This is a genomic window from Paracoccus tegillarcae (assembly GCF_002847305.1).
GTDB classification, from domain to species: domain Bacteria; phylum Pseudomonadota; class Alphaproteobacteria; order Rhodobacterales; family Rhodobacteraceae; genus Paracoccus; species Paracoccus tegillarcae.
In genome coordinates this window covers 3,242,272-3,262,562 of the sequence record NZ_CP025408.1, presented here as the reverse complement: position 1 = coordinate 3,262,562, position 20,291 = coordinate 3,242,272, and the positions used below count along the sequence as shown (strand labels likewise).

Here is a 20,291-nt window from a genome sequence, read left to right as displayed (position 1 = left end):
TGACCCGCCCCACTGCGCCCCCCATATCCAGACTATGCTGAAACTTACGCCTCTTCTGCTGATCATCCTCTATGTCGCCGCCATGTATTTCTTTTCGGCGTGGCGGCTCAAGCGAGAGTTGAACGAGAACACCACGCCGCTGAAGCATCCGCGCCTGTCGCCGATGCTTGAACGCCTTGGCAAGGCGATGGATTTGCCCCCGGTCGAGGCGCATATCTATGAGATCGAACCGATCAACGGCCTGGCGGCGCCCGATGGCCGGATCTTTCTGACCCGTGGTTTCATCCGCAAGCTCGATGCCTGCGAGGTCACGGATGCCGAACTGGCATCGGTCATCGCGCATGAATTGGGCCATGTTGCGCATGGCCATTCGCGGCGCAGGATGGTGGATTTCGCAGGCCAGAACGCGATCCGGCTGGCGCTGGCGGGGGTGCTGGGGCGCTTTATTCCCTTTATCGGCAACTGGCTTGCCCATATGGCCGCCACCGCCGTCGCTGCGCGGCTGTCGCGGCAGGACGAGTTCGAGGCCGATGAATTTGCCAGCGCGCTGATGATCAAGGCAGGTCTTGGCACCGAGCCGCAGAAATCGCTGTTTCGCAAACTGGACACGCTGACCGGGCGCATGGGGGCCGGCACGCCCGCGTGGCTGCTGTCGCATCCCCGCACCGACCGGCGCATCGCCGCGATCGAGGCGAATGAGGCACGCTGGCGCAGCACCGACTAAGTCCCGGAACCGGCGCCGCTTATCCGCCTTGCCGCCTGCGACACAGCCCTTATGCTGCATGCTAAACCGCAAGGGTCACTGATGCAGCCGTTCCGCCGCCGTGTGTTGTATATCCCCGGCTATGATCCGATCCCGCCGCGCCGCTACCGCGAATTATACCGCCGCGAGGGTGCGCAACAGGCTTCGATCTCGGGCTATGGGCTGAGCCTGTGCGCGCGCGTGGATCGCACCGGATTTGGCTGGGGTGCTGCCGGTGATTTCTCGGACGGGGCCGCACGCGCGGAATTCGAGGTTCTGATCTGGGCGGATATCGTTCAGGGCTCGATGGGGCGCGGCATTCTGGCGACCTACGGGCAGCTTGTGCGCACGGCCTGGGCCTATATCGGTTCGGGTGCGCTGTTTCGGCTGATGCGCCTGCGCCGGGGTCCGGTGATCGCGGCGCTTTATCCGATTGTGGTACTGCTGGCGCAGTTGCTGGTGGCCTTGCTGGCAGGATGGCTGGTGGGCTGGCTGGCGGCGCGGTTTGGCGGCTGGTGGCTGGGACTGCCGCTTATGGCCGCCACCGCATGGGGCGGCCTGGTTCTGTGGCGACGGCTGGATGGCAGGATTTTCGCCCATTACCTGATGCATGACTATGCCTTTACCGCCGAACAGGGCGGTGCTTATCCCGCCGCGTTAGAGGGCCGCGTTGCCCAGTTCACCGACCGCATCGCGGATGTGCTGCAGGGCGATTGGGACGAAGTGCTGATCGTCGGGCATTCATCAGGTGCTTATCTGGCGGTTTCGGTTCTTGCAGACCTGATCCGCGCGCGCCGTGTGCCGGCGGACGGGCCGACCCTGTCGTTTCTCAGCCTTGGCCACGTGGTGCCGATGGCCTCGTTCCTGCCTCGCGCCGACCGGTTGCGCGCCGATCTGGCTTATCTGTCCACCCGAGACGAGCTTTATTGGATGGACGTCACGGCACCCGGTGATGCCTGTTGTTTCGGGCTGTGTGATCCAGTCGCCGTGACCGGGGTGGCGCCTGCGGATCAGAAACACCCGCTGATCATCTCGGCCGCCTTTACGCAAACCCTGTCTGCGGAAAAGCAGCGGGCGCTGCGCGGCCATTGGTTCCGGCTGCATTTCCAGTATCTCTGCACCTTCGACCGTCCCGGTGACTACGATTATTTCGCCATCACCGCCGGGCCGCAGACGCTGGCGCAGCGGTTTGCAGGCCGCGCCCATTCGCCCGGGCGGATCACGACGCCGGCCGGACCGGGCAACCGGGAAAAGGTCAGCGCATGATCCCGCCCAAGCCACAGGCAAGCCCCAAGCGCGGCGGTATCCTGCGGATGGTCCGAGGCTTTCGCCGCGACCTGCTATCTGCCCTGCCCGCCAACCTGTTTCACGCCTGGATGGCCGAGTTCCGCAATCCGCTGATCCACAGCTTTGTCTGCAATGACCCCGCGCTTGTGCGGTTGATCCTGCAGGAACGCCCCGCCGAGTTCCCAAAATCGAACCGGTTGCGCGAAGGGCTGGCACCACTGCTGGGCAATTCGGTCTTTCTCACCAATGGCGAGGAATGGCAGTCTCAGCGCCGCATCATAGACCCGGCCTTTGAGGGCGGTCGCTTGCGCGAGGTTTTTCCCGCGCTGCTGGATGCGGCCCAAGCCGTCGCCGCGCGCCTGCCGGTGGGTGAGATCGACATCGAACCCGAGGCCAGTCACGCCGCCGCCGACGCCATATTTCGCACGCTGTTTTCGCTGCCTATCGAGCATCAGGTCGCGGAACGTGTATTCGGCGCGTTTCGCGCCCATCAGGCAGCCCAGCCGATCGTCAACCTTGCCGCATTGCTGCCTCTGCCGAACTGGCTGCCACGCCTGCATTCGCGCCGCACCCGCGAAACCGCCGCCGAGATCAGGGGACTGATCAGGGGTCTGGTCGAGGATCGGATGCGCGCTATCACCGAGGGCACGGCACCGGACGATCTGGCGACCAAGATCATGACCACACCAGACCCCCAGACGGGCCGGACCTTCACCGCGCCCGAGATGATCGACCAAGTCGCGATCTTCTTTCTAGCCGGGCACGAGACCAGCGCCTCGGCCCTTTCCTGGGCACTGTGGTTGCTGGCCGCAAATCCCGAATGGCAGGACCTGGTCGCGCAAGAGGCCGCCACGATGACCGAGGACATGGCGGGCCTGTCGCGGCTCAAGGTGACACGCGCCGTGTTCCGCGAGGCGCTGCGCCTTTATCCGCCTGTGCCGATGATGGTGCGCGAGGCCGCCTGCCCGCAGCATTTCCGCGACCGCGAGGTGCCGCGCGGCGCACAGCTGATCCTGTCGCCGTGGCATTTGCACCGCCATGACCGGCTTTGGGATCGACCCGACACATTCGATCCGGGACGATGGGACAGCGACGCAGGCCGGGTCTCGGCGCGCAATGCCTATATCCCGTTTTCCGCAGGCCAGCGCGTCTGCCCCGGTGCTGGCTTTGCGATGTTGGAAGGGGTGTTGATGCTGGCACTGATTACCCGCGCCTTTCGGCTGTCGCCCGGCCAGGTCGATCCGGTGCCGGTCGCGCGTTTGACCCTGCGCGGGCGCGATGGCATCCTGATCAAACTGGAGAGGCGACAGGAACGCGCATGAGCCGCAAGACCGTCAACGCTATCTGCGCGGCCCTGCCTGGCGCCGAACACTCGGACCCCTGGGGCGGCGGGCATGATTGCTGGAAGGTCGGTGGCAAGATGTTTGCCGTCATCGGCGCGGTGAACGAGGCAGTGGCGGTCAAGACCGACGGGATCGATACCGCCGAAATGCTGATCGAGGCGCAAGTGGCGCGGCGCGCGGCCTATTTTCACCGCAGTTGGATCGAACTGCCATTGGGCACTGCGCCCGATGAGTTGGAACACCGCATCACGGCCAGTTACCGGATCATTCGCGAAAAGCTGCCAAAGAAAGTGCAGGCCGGGTTGGCCGAACTGCCGGCAAAGACCTGAAAAGGCCGCCACCCGCTTTGTGCAGATGGCGGCCCGATTTTGTTGATCAGAAGCTTATTCAGCCGGCAGTTGCTCGCCCGCCTGCTTGATCAACGCATCCATCTGCTGACACAGCGCCGCTTCGGTCGCGCCCTGCTGGGTCGCCGCCTCGGCCAGTGTCGTTTCGACGCCCATGCCGACGACCTTGCCTTCCTTGCCATTGGCTTCGGCCGCGTCGCCCTGTGCGACATCGCCAGCGGGGACCATTTCCAGCATCCGGCCTTGGATTTCGACGGCAGTACCGTCGATATGGCCTTCATCCTGACAATAGCTCAACACGCCAAGCTGGTTGCGTGCGGCATCATAGGCCGCCTGCGGGTCAGGTGAGGCAGGCGCAGCTTGTGCCTCTGCCTCGGGTGCGGCCTCGGGTGCCGCGGCATCCTGCGCCCATGTCGCCGTTGCCGAAATGGCCATCAGCGACAGACCTGCCAGCATGTGTTTGCAAAAACTCATTGTTCATTTCCCAATATGGTTGCACTAGGCCCGCAAAGCCTTGCACGTCGGGAAACGGGCCGCAAACCGGGCTTGCGGGAAGCCGCTTGGCGGATTGCAGCGATCAGCGGAAAAGCACCAGCGAGCCCGGCGACCACGCCACACGAGTGCGTGAGCCCACGTCCTGCACGTCGCGGCCAAAGACATTGCGCATCGAAATCCGAACCGGTCGGGACGTTTTGCCCTCGCCATCGGCGCCATCCAGCCGAAGGTCGTAATAGGTCATGTCACCGTAATAGACGACCTCGTCGATGGTGGCCTCGGTCTCGTGCACCTGATTGTGGGTCTGGCCCGCGCCAATCAGGGTCATCGTCTCTGGACGAAAGCCCACGGTCGTGCCGGCATCGTCGGCATTGGCCTGACTGATCTGGCTGGCGGGCAATTCGACCTCGCCCAGACCGGCCACACGAACGCGCGCACCGCCATCTGCAGTGTCGCCCAGCACTTCGGCGGGCAGAAAGTTCATTACGCCGATGAAATCGGCCACGCGGCGATTGGCCGGGCGGGCATACAGCGCCTCGGGGCCGTCAAGCTGCGCGATCTCGCCCTCGAACATCACGGCGATGCGGTCGGACATGACCAGTGCCTCTTCCTGATCATGGGTGACCAGCACGAAGGTGATGCCGACCTGACGCTGCAGCTTGATCAGTTCGACCTGCATCTGTTCGCGCATCTTGCGGTCCAGCGCCGATAGCGGCTCGTCCAGCAGCAGCACCTTGGGCTTGAGGATCAGCGCACGGGCCAGCGCCACCCGTTGCCGCTGACCACCTGACAGCGCATGGGCAGCCCGGCCGCCGTAACCCTTGAGGCCGACCATGCCCAGGGCTTCATCAACCAGCCTGGCCTTTTCATCGCGCGAACGCGAATCGCGGCGCAAGCCAAAGGCCACATTCTCGGCCACGGTCAGATGCGGAAAGATGGCATAGGACTGAAACACCATATTGGTGGGACGCTTGTTCGCGGGCACGTCCTCCATGCGTTTGGCGTCGATCAGTACCGCGCCCGAGGAAATATCCTCGAACCCTGCGATGGTGCGCAGCAGCGTCGTCTTGCCGCAGCCAGATGGACCCAGCAGCGAAAAGAACTCGCCCTCTCGAATGGTCAGGTCAATGCCGCGCAGCGCGTGGTAATCGCCATAATACTTATGCAGTTCCTGGCATTCGATCATCGGCTTGGCAGTCTCGGTCACATCAGGCCTCCGGTATTCTTGCCACCGCTGCGCGACAGGCTGCGGCGGCGGAAATATTCGCCAATGGCCAACAACAGGATCGACAACGCCACCAGCACCGTTCCAAGCGCCATGATCATCGGGATCTGAGCCGGAAAGCGCAGCTGGCTGAAGATATAGGTCGGCAGCGTCGGTTGGCTGCCCGCCAGAAAGAAGGCGATGATGAATTCATCCAGGCTGATGGTGAAGGAAATCAGCAAGGCACTGATGATGCCGGGCATGACCAGCGGCAGGGTAATCAGCCGGAACGCGCCCCACCGGCTTTCGCCCAGATCAAAGGCTGCCTCTTCCAGCGATGGATCCAGACTGGAAAAGGCCGTGGACAGAATGGCGATGGCATAGGGCATGCAGATCAGCGTGTGACCGATGATGACGGTCAGGATCGACAGCTCGATGCCCGCGCCCAGCAGCACGACCAGCAGCGACATGGCGACGATGATTTCGGGCAGCACCATGGGCAGCATGATGAACCCCATGATCGGTCCCTTGCCCGGAAACTTGAAGCGGGTCGAGGCGCGCGCCGCAAAGATGCCAAGGCACGTCGCCAGAACCGAGGAACTGACCGCGATGATCAGCGAATTTCGCAGCGCCAGCCGCAGCGTGGCATTGCCCCACATCTGACCGAACCATTCGGTCGTGAAACCCTTCAGCGGAAAGGCGATGATGGTGCCGGAATTGAAGGCAAAGACTGGCAGCAGCAGGATCGGCGCATAGAGGAACACCAGATAAAGCAGCGCATAGATGCGCAAGCCGCTGCCCTGAAACGCACCGGGCCTCATTGCCGCACCCTGAGGAATCGTCGGTTGAGGAACAGAAAGATGCCGCTGACGATGGCGACGATCAGCATGGCGGTCACGGCCAGCGCCGATCCAAGCGGACGGTTGTCCAGATCCAGCATCTGCACCTGTATCATATTGGCGATCATCGGGATCTTGCCGCCTCCGATCACCGTCGGCGTGACGTAATCGCCAATGGTCGGGATGAACACGATCAGCGTCGCCGCGATAACGCCCGGCATGGCCAGCGGCAGCGTCACCCGCCAGAATGTCATCAGGCGGCTTTCGCCCAGATCGCGCCCGGCCTCCAGCAGCGAGCGGTCGATCTTTTCCAGCGCCACGAAGATCGGCAGAATGGCGAAGGGCGCATAGGCATGGGCCAGCGTCAGCACGATGGCGTTGACGTTATATAGGATAAAGCTCAGCGGCTCGTCGATGATGCCAAGCCCCATAAGCGACGAATTGATCACGCCGTTATAGCCAAGGATCACCTTCCACAGGAAAACCCGGATCAGATAGCTGGTCCAAAAGGGAATGGTGATCAGAAACAGCCACAGCGCCTTGCGCTCGGGGCGCACGATAAAGCTGACATAATAGGCCACCGGAAAGGCCAGAATGACCGTCACCAACGTCACCAGGATCGACACCCATAGCGACCGCAGCATGACCGAGCGCACGATCGGATCACCGATCACCTGCCGGTAGTTATCCAGCGTGAAATCGCGAATGACCTCGAGATAGCCATCGGTCAGAAAGCTGTAGGCAAAGATCGTCAGCAACGGCGCGGCCAGCACCAAAAGCGCATAGAGGAAAGGCGGGGCAATCAGTGTCGCCCCCTGCGCCGCCTCGCTTTTCGATCCGCTGGCCATCCACGCTCCCTGACGACCCTGTTGACCGGGCCATAACCAATTCCTTCCACAACATTCGTGAAAGGGGAAGAGGGTTTGGAGATGTCAGGCGGTCAAAGGCGGCGCCAGATCAATCATTTGCGGCCGCGTGATCTGCGCGGGCCAGCCCGCCGCTGGTCGATGGCGCGGTGTGACGTTCAAGAGGAAATGGTGGGTGATAACGGATTTGAACCGCTGACATCTTCGATGTGAACGAAGCGCTCTACCACTGAGCTAATCACCCGCAGGGCGCTATGTAGCGACGCAGGAAAAGTGATGCAAGAGGCTTTCTGGCCGCTGCGATCGGGTCAGCCGACGCTATTGCTCGCCTGATTTTGAACTGTCCTGGTTGTGGTCGGCGCCCCGTCGCCGCAGTCGCAGATTGATGACCTCGCCGCCGTTCTGCAGATCTTTGCGCATGCTGACGCGCGCACGACCAAAGGGCTGGATGACCAGGGTTTCGCCCGCCGCAAAGGCGCGGCCCAATTGATCCAGCGCGGCCTCGACGATTGGTTTGACGTCACTTTTCTTGCTGCCCGTCGCCTCGACGACCCGATCGACAAATTCACGCTTTTGCACGACACGAGCCTGCTGAGGCGCGTCCTCTGCCGCTTTTGACTTGTCGGGTCCGCCCGGTTTGGTCATCTGTGTTCCACCTTGTCCTGAAGGCTGGTCAATCCTCGCAGAGCGCAAACAACCTGCCGTGATCGTGGGGCCGTTACCTCTGCCTATGCGATCTTACAAGCACTTGTTTCCGTTCGCAATGAAACGGGGCGCCAAATGCGGCGCCCCGAATACATCATATGTTTAGGTCAGTGCTCAGTGCGCGACGGACGCGCCAGAGCCGCCCGTCTCACCGCGCTGAACGGCCAGTTTTGCCGCCTCGGCCGCCTCTTCGGCAGCCTCGTCCCATTCGACCGGGTCGGGCGCCCGAACCAGCGCCTGTTTCAACACCTCGCGGACGTTGCTGACGGGGATGATGGTCAGCCCTTCTTTCACATTCGCAGGGATTTCAACCAGGTCCTTTTCGTTGTCGGCCGGGATAAGCACCGTCTTGATGCCGCCACGCAGAGCCGCCAGCAGCTTTTCCTTGAGACCGCCAATGGGCAGGACATTGCCGCGCAGGGTCACCTCGCCCGTCATCGCCACATCCTTGCGAACGGGAATGCCGGTCATGACCGAAACGACACTGGTCACCATGGCGATACCCGCGGACGGTCCATCCTTTGGCGTCGCGCCTTCGGGGACGTGAACGTGGATGTCACGCTTGTCGAACTCGGGCGGCTTCACCCCGATCTCGGGCGAGATCGAGCGCACAAAGCTGGAGGCTGCGTCGATGGATTCCTTCATCACATCGCCCAGTTTCCCGGTCGTCTTCATGCGGCCCTTGCCCGGCAGGCGCAGCGCCTCGATCTGCAACAGATCGCCGCCAACCTGCGTCCAGGCCAGACCCGTCACCACGCCGACCTGATCGTCCTGTTCGGCCAGACCGTAACGATGCCTGCGAACGCCAAGATATTCTTCGGCTTTCTCCGGCGTGACCTCGACCGATTTGACCTTGCCCTTGAGGATCTCGGTCACGGCTTTCCGCGCAAGCTTGGCGATTTCGCGTTCGAGCGAGCGGACCCCGGCTTCCCGCGTGTAATAGCGGATCACATGGGTCAGCGCCTCGTCGGTGACGCTGAATTCGCCCTTGCGCAAACCATTGGCCTTGATCTGCTTGGACAGCAGGTGACGGCGTGCGATCTCGCGTTTTTCGTCCTCGGTGTAGCCCGACAGCGGAATGATCTCCATCCGGTCCAGCAACGGGCCGGGCATGTTATAGCTGTTGGCCGTGGTCACGAACATCACGTTGGACAGATCGTATTCGACCTCAAGATAGTGGTCGACGAAGGTCGAGTTCTGTTCCGGGTCCAGCACCTCAAGCATGGCCGAGGCCGGGTCGCCACGGAAATCCTGCCCCATCTTGTCGATTTCATCGAACAGGATCAGCGGGTTCGTGGTCTTGGCCTTTTTCAGCGCCTGGATGATCTTGCCCGGCATAGAGCCGATATAGGTCCGGCGGTGGCCCCGGATCTCGGATTCGTCGCGCACACCGCCAAGCGAGATGCGGATGAATTCGCGCCCGGTTGCCTTGGCCAGCGACCGACCGAGGCTGGTCTTGCCCACACCCGGAGGTCCGACGAGGCTGAGGATCGGACCCTTCAGCTTGGACGAGCGGTTCTGCACGGCCAGATATTCGACGATCCGTTCCTTGACCTTCTCAAGGCCAAAGTGATCGGCATCCAACACCTGCTCGGCCTTGGTCAGATCCTTCTTGGTGCGCGACTTCACGCCCCATGGCAGCGCCAGAAGCCAATCCAGATAATTGCGGCTGACCGTCGCCTCGGCCGACATAGGCGACATCGACTTCAGCTTTTTCAGTTCGGACAGGGCCTTTTCGCGGGCTTCCTTCGAGAATTTGGTTTTCTCGATCCGCTCTTCCAGTTCGGCCAGTTCGTTCTGGCCGTCCTCGCCATCGCCCAATTCCTTCTGAATGGCCTTCATCTGCTCATTCAGATAGTATTCGCGCTGGGTTTTCTCCATCTGCGTTTTCACGCGGGATTTGATCTTTTTCTCGACCTGCAGAACCGACATTTCGCCCTGCATCAGGCCGTAGACCTTTTCCAGTTGCTGGCCGACATCCAGCGTTTCCAGCAGATCCTGCTTCTTGTCGATGTCCACGCCCATATGGCCGCTGACCAGATCGGCCAGCCGCGCGGGTTCGCGGGCCTCGGCAACGGCGGAAACCACCTCTTCGGGGATATTCTTGCGCACCTTGACGTAACGCTCGAACTCTTCGGAAACGGTGCGGGTCAGAGCCGCCACCGTATCAGCATCGCCCGGCGCCTGTTCAAGCGGCTTGGCCGTGGCTTCAAAGAAATCTTCGTTCTCGACGAATTCGGTGATCTGCACGCGGTCGCGGCCCTCGACCAGAACCTTGACCGTTCCGTCGGGAAGTTTCAGGAGTTGCAGCACATTGGCCAATACGCCGGTGCGAAAGATACCGTCTGCATCCGGCTCATCGATGGAGGCATCCATCTGCGCGGCCAGCAGAATCGGCCGATCCTCTTCCATCACCGTTTCCAGCGCCCGCACTGATTTCTCGCGCCCGACAAAAAGAGGCACGATCATATGCGGAAACACCACGATGTCGCGCAGCGGCAAGACCGGGTGAGTCTGGGTTTCTAATTCATTCATGATCAGTCCTTTCATGCCCGAAGTCACGGCCCCGTCATTGGCAACGCGCGACCCCTGCATCCTCTAATTTAGGTCCCGTACAGGTTCGGTTCAATATGTTCCTTCGCACAGCATGATCCAAGCAAACAGTCTGTCGCAAACGACTAAAATGCACCCGTTTCGCCTGCCGCAACACCGCTGCGCGGCATTTTATCGCGGAATCACGATCTCTGCGCGCAATCCATCCAGCTTGCGTCCCTGCCCCAATCTCAACTGTCCGCCGTGCGCGCGCGCGACGTCGGCTGCTATTGCCAGACCCAGCCCGACGCCCTGCCCGCGATTCTGATTGCGCGACGAATCGAGCCGCGTGAACGGGCGCATCGCCTCGTCCAGTTGGGTTTCGGGGATACCGGGCCCGTCATCCTCGACGCTGATGCGCAGGCTGCGCGGCCCAAGCACCACCTCGACCTCGGCCAGCGTCCCGTATCGCACGGCATTGCCGAACAGGTTTTCGATGGCGCGGCGCAGCATATCGGGTCGAAACGCGACCTCTGCCTCGTCCGATCCCTCGGCCATGATCAGGCTGACATTCTGACCGGCGCGCTGTGCATCCGCGACCACCCCGCGCAGAAACGGCAGCGCCGCGATGGAGACGGCCTGCCCTTCCTGCGCCTCGTCACGCGCGAAATCCAGAAAGGCACTAATCATGCGCCCCATTTCATCCACATCCGCGACCATATCGTCGATCTCGGGCTGGTCGGGCAGATCATCGGGCGACAGCATCGACAACCCCAGCCGCAACCGGGTCAGCGGCGTGCGCAGATCATGGCTGATCCCCGACAACATGATCTTTCGCTGCTCATTGCTGCGCTCGATCCGGTTTCGCATATCCAGAAACGCAGCGCCGGCACTGCGCACCTCGGTCGCGCCTGCCGGGCGATAGGGCACGATGCGACCCTTGCCGTATTCCTCGGCTGCCCGCGCAAGACGCCGGATCGGCCGCAGCTGGTTGCGCAGAAAGATCGTGGCGATCCCCGACATCAAGAGCGATGTGAACATCATCAGCACCAGCAATTGGTGCGGGTTCGATGCACTGACCCGTGCCCGATCAAAGGATAGCATATAGGGACCGAACGCCCCGTCCATGGTCACATTGACGCGCTTGATGTCACTGCCCAGATCAATGCCGGTGACCTGCGGCACCTCCTGGCGCAGCGCGTCGATCACCACCCGACCCGAGAAATCATAGAACAGCCGGCTGTCCTCGACCGGGCCTGGCACAGGCAGCATGAGGGACAGGCCCAACGGCCGGGCAACGGTTTCCCCGGCCAGCATCGCACCGGGTGAATTTGCGGCCTGATCGACCTGCGCCGCAACAAAGGCCAGCTCCCGCGCCATGCTGGCGGTCATCTGGCGCGTCACATCATCGAAATGGCGCTGCAGGAACATGACGCTGACAACCAGCGTCACCGTCACAACGGGCAAAAACAGGATCAGCGCCGCCCGGCCATAGATGCCGCGCGGAAAGAACCGTTTGAGCCACGTAAAATCCGGTCGAAATGCCATGGAAACCCTGCAACCTCGCGGCTAGGCTAGCGCCATGACACGCGATGCGAAAGCCCTGCCTCAGCCGCCGGACGATTTGCCCAAGGGGCTGCGTCTCGTGCTGGCACCGAACCCCTCGCCGCTGACCGGCCCGGGCACCAACACATTCCTGATAGGCGAGAACCAGATCGCGGTGATCGACCCCGGCCCCGACATCCCCGAACACCGCGCGGCGATTCTGGCGGCAGCCGAGGCCGGGCGGATCAGCCATATTCTGGTCACCCACGCACACCGCGATCACTCCGAGGGTGCCGCTGCCCTTGCCGCGCAGACCGGCGCGCCGGTTCTGGCCTTTGGCGACGCGCTGGCCGGGCGCTCGCCGATCATGCAGCGGCTGGCGGGCCATGGCGGCGCCGGCGGCGGTGAAGGGCTGGATCTGTCCTTCCGCCCTGACATCACGCTGGCCGACGGCGAAGAAATCGCGACCGATGACTGGCGGCTGACCGCCCTGCACACGCCGGGCCATGCCGGCAATCACCTGTCCTTCGCCTGGGAGGATTTGGTCTTTTGCGGCGATATCGTGATGGGCTGGTCGTCAACGCTGATCTCGCCGCCCGACGGCGATCTCGCCGATTACATGCGCAGCCTCGAACGATTGGCCGACCTGGCGCCGCGCCGCATTTTTCCCGCACATGGCCCGGCGATCGAGAACCCGCAGCAGCGTCTGTTCGAACTGGCACAGCACCGCCGCGACCGGACCGCACAAATACTGACCGCCCTGCGAGATACAGCGCCATCCGACGCGGCCTCCCTGGCAGCCCGGATCTATGATGTGCCGCCCGCGCTGATGCCCGCGGCGACGCGCAACGTCTTTGCCCATCTGGTCGCCCTGAACAATCTGGGCGCCGTCCGCACGGCCGAGGAACCCACATGGCACTCGCTCTTTGCGGCGATGTGAGATTTTGTCGAAAAGCCTCTGGACGCCCCCAAACGCCATTGCTATATCGCCCTCGTGTTCCGGCGTAGCTCAGCGGTAGAGCAGTTGACTGTTAATCAATTGGTCGTAGGTTCGATCCCTACCGCCGGAGCCAATCAACCACTTGGTTGTAAAGCAAAAATGGTGATCCTCCGGGATCGCCATTTTTCGTTTTTGCAACGATTTTGCAACGCCACTCGAAATGGCGGTGCAGTTCGTTGCAAAGGCCAAATTCCGAGGTCATGGCGATAAGGCGCTGTTAAAACGCGCTTTCTGGTTCCCTCATCGCCTTGCGGTTGCTACCCTTCGTGTCAGGAGGGCGCGATGCACCTATATATGTCCGGCACGCCAAAGAACGACGCCTTTCAAGCGATAGAAAACCAGGTGTGCTCACAAAGGCTGTTCTCGATGCACGGTGCCTATGCGCCTGAGGTGATGAAGTGGCTTGGCATGGTCAAAGCGGGAGTTCGGACCTTTGACGATTATTGCCAGTATGAGCCACGGGCCATCGCAAGGCTTGAGCAAAAGGATCAAGAGCAACAGGCGTTGCTGGTGCAACGCGGGATTGAGGATGAGTGGGTGCCTTACGCTGAGGCTCTGCGCGCAGCCAGCCAGAGCCGAACGCCTTCGTGCCCTTCGCACATGATGCTTGATTCTGGTGCCTTCACGGCTTGGAATGCAAGCGCGTCAGTAACGCTCGATGAGGTCAAATCGGCTTATTCGCGTTTCCTCACCGAGGCAGACGGCTTGTTTGAAGAAATTTGGTTGATCAATTTGGATGTGATCCCCGGCGAGAAGGATCGTGATCCGACACCGCAGGAGTTCCAAACCGCTATTCAGGAATCAGATCGGAACCTTGCCGCGCTCAGTGCTGAGTTCGGTGATTGTGTGTTGCCTGTGTTCCATCAAGGCGAAGGTCAACAACGCCTGCTCGACGTGGTTAATCAGGCGAAGGGATACCTCTGCCTTTCCCCGAACAATAAGAAGCCAGAAGGCGAGCGTTGGCGATGGGCGCAACTAGCTCGAACCGCGCTTCACGACTTAGCTTGTAATGTGCAAACGCATGGTCTTGCCACCACGGGCAACGACATGATCCGTGAGGCCCATCTTATGTCAGGCGATTCTGCTGCTTGGAATGAGCATGGATTCTATGGTGCTGTCGATCTCGTTGAGGATGAGACTTATCCGCAGGACAAATTCAATTTAGTGAAGTTGGAGAACGGTGAACTTGACCGCGCAGGAGAACATATCGTGGAGCGGTCACGGCTTCGGTATCGTGGCTATCACATCGGTGTCGAGATGGATGACTACGATTTGAAATCTCAATCCAAGATGATCAGCAATGATCGAAACGTATCGTTTTTGCCTAAGCGCAAACGGGAATGGGTGCGGGCAAAAGTCGAGAGCTATTTTCCATGGACGCTCGCGTTAACGGATCAACGGGCGCGTAGCCTGATCTGCATGGGCGAGTTGCGCACTTTCGCAGAGTCGTTCGAATGGCGTCCGCCGGGCGTGCGGCAATACGACGGGGCGGGAAAAGTGCTGCTTCCGCCATTTAGCGAAGTGGTGCGCACTTATCCGACTCAAGAGGATCGCGCTCGATTTCTGTCCGACCAAATATATGATGGACGGCTATGACGCGTCCCGACTGCAAAACTCCTGTGCCTGCGGGATTTCTCAGTGCGCTTGTCACAGCCAACAAATTTCGAGGGCGCGGGACGAAACTGTTCCCTTGGCTTGGGTTCGTCGAATTGGCGGGCACTCTGCTATATGCCTCAGACAATCAGTCGATTGTGGCGATAGACATTGGTTTAGAGTTGGGGGCAGCGACCTTCACAGCGGGTGACATCGCCGTCTTGAAGGCAATGGGTGACGATCCTGAGTTCTGCGATTTCAGCGATGGGATTGCCTTCACTTGGAGTGATGGGCGCTGGTTCACCTCCGAAACGCAATTGGACAACCGACTGTCTGAACACTGCCGCCCCCTAATTGAGAAGTATTGGCATGAGGGGCGAGACATTCAGCCGTCCGCCCAATTCTATGTTGATCGGGCAAAACGTGATGGCCTGCGCACCATCGTCAAGTTTCCGTATCAAAGCACTGGTGAGAAGCATCATCAATATTGGCACGGCGGCACTATTGCCAAAGTGATGTCCGTAGCAACCGCATATGATCCTGACGCTTCACCAACCCCGTTTTCGCTGCCCGGTGGAAAAGGCTTGATCGTAAAGCCGTCTAAGGGCAGAATCGTCACATGAACGAGACCTACACAGACGGGTTCTTCTACCACCCAGACGCCGCCGTTGCGCAGCGTGTGGCCGATGGAGAGTTGAATCCACGTCTCGACGACCTCTTTGTCACAGCACTGGAAGAAACCGTGTCGGCCAAAGCTGCTGCGGAAAAACGCGTCACCCGCCTCAAGAACCGTCTAAGCGAGATCGAAGATGAGATCGCTAAGGCGGATGCCGAGGTGGCCCGGATCAACGAACGCCATAAGCACCAGTATGAAGCCATGGCCAAGTATGAACGCGGCGACGAACTAGACGCCCAAGAGCAAGGGCTTCTGACTCCTAAATTTTCGAGCCTTGTGAATGAGCAACGTAGGGCGGACATTGAAAGCCAGTTTGAAGAACACGAAGGCGCGTTTGAAAAGCTGGAAGCCGACGATTGGAGCATTGAGAGAAAGCGTGTCGAAGACGGCTTTCTCTATGTGACCGTCAAGCGCGCGGTCGAGGTGGTTGTCGCCCCCGACACCAAAGTCGCAAAGCGGGTTGCCAAAGCAATAGCGAAGTTCTTTTCTCCTGACTTTGATCGCGCAGAGCGCGTTCATATGTGGGATCGCCGCGCCTCGTTGCGACCCCTGAACCCCGGTGCAGGATGATTAAGTCGGAGGATGAGTTGTTTCGGTTGTTTGGCGGCGATGATCCTACCAAGCCCGGAAGCAGCGAAAGAACCTTCACTACAATCCAACTCGAACTTGAAGATCGCAAAGCATTTGACCGCTATCGCGGTGATCCCGAAAAGTCGCCTCAGCAAAACATTGTTGCCGCGCGAAAGCTGATCAAGAAAGTCAACTTAACCGACCCGTCCCGCCACTACTTGTTAGTTGGCGGAAAAAGAGAAGTACGCGTTGACCAGTCCCGCTTACTGACCGTAGGCAGGGCAATGAGCGAACCTGCGCTTTCAGTACGGTATCTTGGTTCCGCAAGCCCGATGTAGTATGCAGTGAACTCACTTAGGATTGTGGCAGGCGTAATTTTTTGATCATCGCATTTTCAGCACTTGTGATCCTTTATTGTTTAGTTCTCATTGAGTCTGTTTGGGTTCTACTACATGGACGTGTTAAATTCGCCGAGATTTCGAATGCAGAACCGCAGAAAGCAAACGCTGTGTCTGTAATCATGTGCGCTCTGCTCCCGAACGAAGAAGAAATACTACTGAATAGTGTGCGGAAAGTTCTTGGGGAAATCGAGTTCAACAAGAAAAATGAACTGATTGTTTCCATTGCATCAATTGAAAGTTCCAGAGTTCTTGCTGATTTAAGAACACTTGAACTATCTCATGGGCAGCTACGAGTTCTACTCTCAAAGGAAATTGTTGGGAAGTTTGCACAACTTAACTCCGCAATAAAATGCGCGCAAAACGATTTAATCTATCTGTTGGATGCAGATGAGTATCCCGTCGAAAGAGTTTTAGAACGCGCTTGCAGACAGCATTCCCGAGATGAAATTTGGCAGGGCGTCACGCTTCCTAGAAATCAGAATGTTCTCTTCGAGAAAATTGTGGGCAGTGAAACGAAGATCAAATACCTTGTTGGCCTTCAATTTCGTGCTTTAGGAGGTGGTAACGTTTACTTTTGTGGTTCAAATGCGATTTGGCCGCGACAGAAGTTGGTGTCATTGCAGTTCAATAACGCTTCGCTAGTAGAAGACGTTGAAATTTCCGTGCGCGCAAATCTCGAGGGACACCAAGTTCACTTTAAACCCTGGCTCATTGCAACAGAGCTTGCACCGTCCAAGTTGACTTCGTGGTGGATTCAGCGCCGACGCTGGGCCAAGGGTTGGCTAGAAGTTGGACAGCATCACTTTCATGATCTTGTAGTTTCAAAGAGGCTAAATTGGCGTCAAAAGTATGATTGGCTCTATCTTATCTATCTGAGACGTGTGGTTCTCGCTACTGCATGGCTTACTTACTTCACTTCAGCTGCCTTAGTGATCACTTTTGGGTCCATCAACACATCGGACGTGCTATTCGATTGGGCGTTGCATATTGTGCCCCTTCAACTTTCTGTTGCAATCATACAGGTTGCGGCAACCTCAAACACCGGGACACGAAGCGGCCTGCTAAGCAAAAGTTCGGTCCTGTACGTGTTGTGTTTTCCTTTCTATGAACTGATGAAATCCGCCGTCGCGCTTGATGCAGTCAGGCTTTCCGCATTGGGAAGGCACGAATGGCAAGTGACGCCAAGAGGTATGAGGCCGAAAGAATGACTGGTCGTGAGCCCAAAAATGTAGCAGAGCGGCAATCCATCGACGTCGTCCACGCAACGCTTCTGCAAGAGTTTATACAGTATCGAAATGAGATAATTGAACGACTGCGGTTTCAAAAGCAGTTAGAGCGGCTCTCTTTGTTCGTTGTCGCTGCACTGATCGGAGGGCTACAGTTCTTAGTAAGCGCTGATGCCGAGTTGACACTACTACTGGGTTCCCTTCTCTTGTTCGGTATTGCTACAAGTTATTTTGGCGAGGACATAAACATAGTTTTTGCAGCATCTTATATTGAGAAACGGATCAAACCAAATTTACTTGCTCTAGTGCGAGACTATCCATCTGTCGAACATCAGGTCCTTGGATGGGAAGATTATCGCCATGAGAGGTTCTTGCCGACAGCTGTCTCAACGGTGATGACAATCAATAGAAATATCAGTGCATTCTTGCCCGGCTTACTTGCATTTTTTGGCTTCATATACTCGAAAGGGCAAGGGAACGGTTTTGACTTTGGCGCGCTGTTGTGGACAAACCTTGAAATATTGCTGATAGTTGCAAATCTGGTAGCATTTCTATTTCTTACCTATTTGGCGATTAAGGTTCCAGCAATGTATAGAGTCGTTAGCAGGGATTGAGCGCTGCATTTCTAGAACATTCCAATCAATTTTCTGACGCGGATATTCTGCGGCACAAGATACTGCGAGGCGAAGGCCGCGACGATCAGGGCAATGCCTGTGTCGCCGTGACCGGAGGCGTTCCGCGACTGCGTGATAATCTGGTTCCCGGCGGCTGTGGTCTGCGTCGTGAACGAGGCAAGGTCTTCTTCGATCTCTTTCCGAAGCGGCAGGTCTTGGGCAAACTTGAGGTCGCCCGATGCGAACAGCACGGCAAGGTTCTCGATCATCAGGGTCTTGGACGCGTTGACGTAGCGCCCTGAGCGCCGCCACTCCTGACCGCCCGTCATTTGCACGGCGGTGTGATCGACGCCTTGGTCAGCCATCACGTCACTCACGACGCGGCCAATGCTCGTGCCGTCAATAACGAGTTCCGACCTGCCGCCGAAGGGCGGCGCGTTGCGCAGGCGGATCAGATAGTCGACCACATCGACGTATGACACGCCCCGAAACTTGTCTGCGAAGACGACGGTGCGCTCGCGAGGCCCAAGGACGACGCGCGTGCCGTTGTAGATGGGCAACTGTTGATCCTTCAAGACCACGGCAGACGAGAAGTCGTTTGCCTGCCCAAGGTCTGCCCCGACGAAGTATCTGACAAATCCGGTCACTCTTTCGATGGCCGGGTCCATGTTGGTCTCGTTGATCACGCGCCCATCGGGCATGTGGATGAGGTTCAGAATCTCGGGCATATCGCGGCCTCCTGTGATGTGGCGTTCTCGATGGCGGACAGATCGAAGTAAGACAGCCCGTCCGATAAAAACTCGCACAGCACCTCCTGTCGGAATCGCATGGCCGAAAGTTGCGACCGCAGGCGTTCTACGCGGGGTGCAAGGCGTGGGATCGACGTTCCGGGAACCTTGATCCGGTGCACGTTGTCCTTGGGTTCGAGGAACAGGCTGGCGAAAAGGTTCGATTTTCCAGCGGGGGTGCTGGCATAGAAGGTCTGTCCGTTATCTTTGAGCATCGGCAGGAGCGCGACCACGACATCCTCGCCGCCGTTCGCCCCCGGTAGATACGCCATCTCGTCCACGAGCAGTAGGTCCGCCGTATAGCCCCGGATCGTCGCGCCCGATGCAGGTACGGCGATGAACCGCCCGCCGTTCGAGCATTCAATCTCGGTCTGCGTCGCGCGCTCGACGACAAGGTCCGTTGCGTGCAGGTAATGTTGCACCTTGCGGGTGATCTCCCGCGTTTGCCGTTCGGCTGGCGCAAGGCAGATCGTCGTGCCGCCGTTCTTCAACTCGCGGACGCCGCGTGTCGCGAGGACGCAGCTTTTTCCGGCTTGCCGACAGACCAAAAGCGCAACTGTCTGCGCGTTCGATGTGATCGCCTCGACCTGCCAAGGATCGACGCTTTCGGCATCCGGGATTTCCTGCCGCAGAAAGTGCAGCATTTCGGCGCTCGGGTCCAAGTCGCGTTCGACGAGGCTGCACCAGTCATGGAGGGCGTCAAACGGCATCGCGGCGTTCCGCAAGGCGCATCAGATGGCATTGGGTGCAATCGCCATGCTCGTTGCGTGGTGAGAGGTGTCCGCGTTTACACGCCTTGCCCGTGAAGAACAGCTTGCCACCTTCGGCCAGCATGACGCCCCGACAGTACGGCAGGCGCACCCAGTCGCGATTGCCCGCTTTCGTCGCTGCCGCAAGCCGACGTCCGTAGGAATTCCACCCTTCGAATTGGCGATGGGTCATAGCGCGCCCCCTTCTTCACGAGTGACGGACAGGCATTCGTGGCGCATCCGACGCAGGAGCGGTTCGCGGGCTTCTGGAACTTCTTCGACGACCTCATTCAGGATGCGGCGCAGCGTGACCCATTCCTTGGATTCAGCGAGCGACACATTGACGGTCAAGTTGGTGGCCAGCTTGCCCTGCATGGTCGCAATGTCGCGCAGCACCTTCCGCAGGCCCTCCATCGCCGTCAGCGCGAAGGCATCGTCTTCGTTCTGTTCTGCGTTCGTGATCAGCCGTTCGACCCGCTTCGCCAAGGACTCGTAGGTCATGGCGACGTCCATGCGGTCCTGATTGATTACCTCGGTGTCGGCCTTGATGGTGTCGATCCGCGATTCCGCGAGGATCGAGCGGCGCATTTCTTCCGTAATTTTATCATCTCTGTATCTCTGGACGGTCGAGTAATCGACGCCAAGGCGGCGGGCGATCTCGGCCAATGGCCGACGCTCCAGAACAATGTCCTTGATGATCTCGTTCTTGTCCGAGCGCATGTCGATGATCGCTTTGCGCCCGGAGAACTTGTTTCCGCCTTGTGCCATG

General features: G+C 59.3%; 22 protein-coding genes and 2 tRNA genes. 12 read left to right on the top strand and 12 right to left on the bottom strand.

Annotated elements, in window-relative coordinates; genetic code table 11:
• The first annotated feature begins 34 nt into the window (after positions 1–34).
• The 4 genes from CUV01_RS16035 (at position 35) to CUV01_RS16020 (ending at position 3,701) form a co-directional block, all read left to right on the top strand.
• Complete coding sequence (locus CUV01_RS16035) at positions 35–724, top strand: M48 family metallopeptidase (RefSeq protein WP_101461351.1); 690 nt, start codon at positions 35–37, stop codon at positions 722–724.
• A gap of 81 nt (positions 725–805) precedes the next feature.
• Complete coding sequence (locus tag CUV01_RS16030; RefSeq protein WP_232962307.1) at positions 806–2,008, top strand: hypothetical protein; 1,203 nt, start codon at positions 806–808, stop codon at positions 2,006–2,008.
• Positions 2,005–3,351: a cytochrome P450 gene (locus CUV01_RS16025; RefSeq protein ID WP_101461349.1), complete on the top strand. Its 1,347-nt coding sequence runs from the start codon at positions 2,005–2,007 to the stop codon at positions 3,349–3,351. The genes CUV01_RS16030 and CUV01_RS16025 overlap by 4 nt, the downstream gene beginning before the upstream one ends.
• Positions 3,348–3,701, top strand: coding sequence for an MmcQ/YjbR family DNA-binding protein (locus tag CUV01_RS16020; protein WP_101461348.1), 354 nt, complete (start codon positions 3,348–3,350; stop codon positions 3,699–3,701). Before CUV01_RS16025 ends, CUV01_RS16020 begins: the two co-directional genes overlap by 4 nt.
• Positions 3,702–3,755: 54 nt before the next feature.
• Here the strand turns inward: CUV01_RS16020 and CUV01_RS16015 are convergent, their stop codons facing one another.
• The 8 genes from CUV01_RS16015 to CUV01_RS15980 form a co-directional block, all read right to left on the bottom strand.
• Positions 3,756–4,193, bottom strand: a complete 438-nt coding sequence (locus CUV01_RS16015) for a pore-forming ESAT-6 family protein (RefSeq protein WP_232962305.1) — start codon at positions 4,191–4,193, stop codon at positions 3,756–3,758.
• A gap of 103 nt (positions 4,194–4,296) precedes the next feature.
• The gene (locus CUV01_RS16010) at positions 4,297–5,421 is read right to left on the bottom strand and encodes an ABC transporter ATP-binding protein (RefSeq protein WP_101461346.1); all 1,125 of its coding nucleotides are present in this window, start codon (positions 5,419–5,421) and stop codon (positions 4,297–4,299) included.
• Complete coding sequence (locus tag CUV01_RS16005; protein WP_101461345.1) at positions 5,418–6,239, bottom strand: ABC transporter permease; 822 nt, start codon at positions 6,237–6,239, stop codon at positions 5,418–5,420. Before CUV01_RS16005 ends, CUV01_RS16010 begins: the two co-directional genes overlap by 4 nt.
• Positions 6,236–7,105 (bottom strand): ABC transporter permease, encoded by an 870-nt coding sequence (locus CUV01_RS16000; RefSeq protein WP_101461344.1) that lies wholly within the window; start codon positions 7,103–7,105, stop codon positions 6,236–6,238. The genes CUV01_RS16005 and CUV01_RS16000 overlap by 4 nt, the downstream gene beginning before the upstream one ends.
• A 187-nt stretch (positions 7,106–7,292) precedes the next feature.
• A tRNA-Val gene (locus tag CUV01_RS15995) sits at positions 7,293–7,367 on the bottom strand.
• 74 nt (positions 7,368–7,441) lie between these two features.
• Positions 7,442–7,768, bottom strand: a complete 327-nt coding sequence (locus CUV01_RS15990; protein ID WP_101461343.1) for an HU family DNA-binding protein — start codon at positions 7,766–7,768, stop codon at positions 7,442–7,444.
• A gap of 174 nt (positions 7,769–7,942) precedes the next feature.
• Positions 7,943–10,363, bottom strand: coding sequence for an endopeptidase La (gene lon / locus CUV01_RS15985; protein ID WP_101462163.1), 2,421 nt, complete (start codon positions 10,361–10,363; stop codon positions 7,943–7,945).
• Positions 10,364–10,552: 189 nt separating this feature from the next.
• A complete protein-coding gene (locus CUV01_RS15980; RefSeq protein WP_101461342.1) occupies positions 10,553–11,908 on the bottom strand; it encodes an ATP-binding protein in 1,356 nt (451 codons plus the stop codon).
• Positions 11,909–11,942: 34 nt separating this feature from the next.
• On the opposite strand from CUV01_RS15980, the gene CUV01_RS15975 reads away from it, so the two are divergent.
• The 8 genes from CUV01_RS15975 to CUV01_RS15945 all read left to right on the top strand — a co-directional run bounded on the left by CUV01_RS15975 (position 11,943) and on the right by CUV01_RS15945 (position 17,985).
• Positions 11,943–12,845: an MBL fold metallo-hydrolase gene (locus CUV01_RS15975; RefSeq protein WP_101461341.1), complete on the top strand. Its 903-nt coding sequence runs from the start codon at positions 11,943–11,945 to the stop codon at positions 12,843–12,845.
• A gap of 58 nt (positions 12,846–12,903) precedes the next feature.
• A tRNA-Asn gene (locus CUV01_RS15970) sits at positions 12,904–12,978 on the top strand.
• Positions 12,979–13,199: 221 nt separating this feature from the next.
• Positions 13,200–14,501 carry a hypothetical protein gene (locus CUV01_RS15965; RefSeq protein ID WP_157994889.1) on the top strand — a complete coding sequence of 434 codons (1,302 nt, stop codon included), beginning with the start codon at positions 13,200–13,202 and terminating at the stop codon, positions 14,499–14,501.
• Positions 14,498–15,121, top strand: coding sequence for a hypothetical protein (locus CUV01_RS15960; protein WP_101461339.1), 624 nt, complete (start codon positions 14,498–14,500; stop codon positions 15,119–15,121). Before CUV01_RS15965 ends, CUV01_RS15960 begins: the two co-directional genes overlap by 4 nt.
• Entirely contained in the window at positions 15,118–15,744 is a 627-nt protein-coding gene (locus CUV01_RS15955) for a hypothetical protein (RefSeq protein ID WP_101461338.1), read from the top strand. Before CUV01_RS15960 ends, CUV01_RS15955 begins: the two co-directional genes overlap by 4 nt.
• The gene (locus CUV01_RS19735; protein ID WP_157994888.1) at positions 15,741–16,082 is read left to right on the top strand and encodes a hypothetical protein; all 342 of its coding nucleotides are present in this window, start codon (positions 15,741–15,743) and stop codon (positions 16,080–16,082) included. The genes CUV01_RS15955 and CUV01_RS19735 overlap by 4 nt, the downstream gene beginning before the upstream one ends.
• Before the next feature lie 41 nt (positions 16,083–16,123).
• On the top strand, positions 16,124–17,353 hold the full coding sequence (locus tag CUV01_RS15950; RefSeq protein WP_157994887.1) for a glycosyltransferase family 2 protein: 1,230 nt from the start codon (positions 16,124–16,126) through the stop codon (positions 17,351–17,353).
• Positions 17,350–17,985: a hypothetical protein gene (locus CUV01_RS15945; RefSeq protein ID WP_101461336.1), complete on the top strand. Its 636-nt coding sequence runs from the start codon at positions 17,350–17,352 to the stop codon at positions 17,983–17,985. Before CUV01_RS15950 ends, CUV01_RS15945 begins: the two co-directional genes overlap by 4 nt.
• An 11-nt stretch (positions 17,986–17,996) precedes the next feature.
• On the opposite strand, the gene CUV01_RS15940 is transcribed toward CUV01_RS15945, so the two are convergent.
• Genes CUV01_RS15940 through CUV01_RS15925 form a run of 4 tightly spaced genes read right to left on the bottom strand, consistent with a single transcriptional unit; the run spans position 17,997 to position 20,290 of the window.
• Positions 17,997–18,713, bottom strand: a complete 717-nt coding sequence (locus CUV01_RS15940) for a hypothetical protein (protein ID WP_101461335.1) — start codon at positions 18,711–18,713, stop codon at positions 17,997–17,999.
• Entirely contained in the window at positions 18,698–19,483 is a 786-nt protein-coding gene (locus CUV01_RS15935) for a terminase large subunit domain-containing protein (RefSeq protein WP_101461334.1), read from the bottom strand. Before CUV01_RS15935 ends, CUV01_RS15940 begins: the two co-directional genes overlap by 16 nt.
• On the bottom strand, positions 19,473–19,715 hold the full coding sequence (locus CUV01_RS15930) for a hypothetical protein (protein WP_101461333.1): 243 nt from the start codon (positions 19,713–19,715) through the stop codon (positions 19,473–19,475). Before CUV01_RS15930 ends, CUV01_RS15935 begins: the two co-directional genes overlap by 11 nt.
• Complete coding sequence (locus tag CUV01_RS15925) at positions 19,712–20,290, bottom strand: hypothetical protein (RefSeq protein ID WP_101461332.1); 579 nt, start codon at positions 20,288–20,290, stop codon at positions 19,712–19,714. Before CUV01_RS15925 ends, CUV01_RS15930 begins: the two co-directional genes overlap by 4 nt.
• Position 20,291 lies beyond the last annotated feature (1 nt).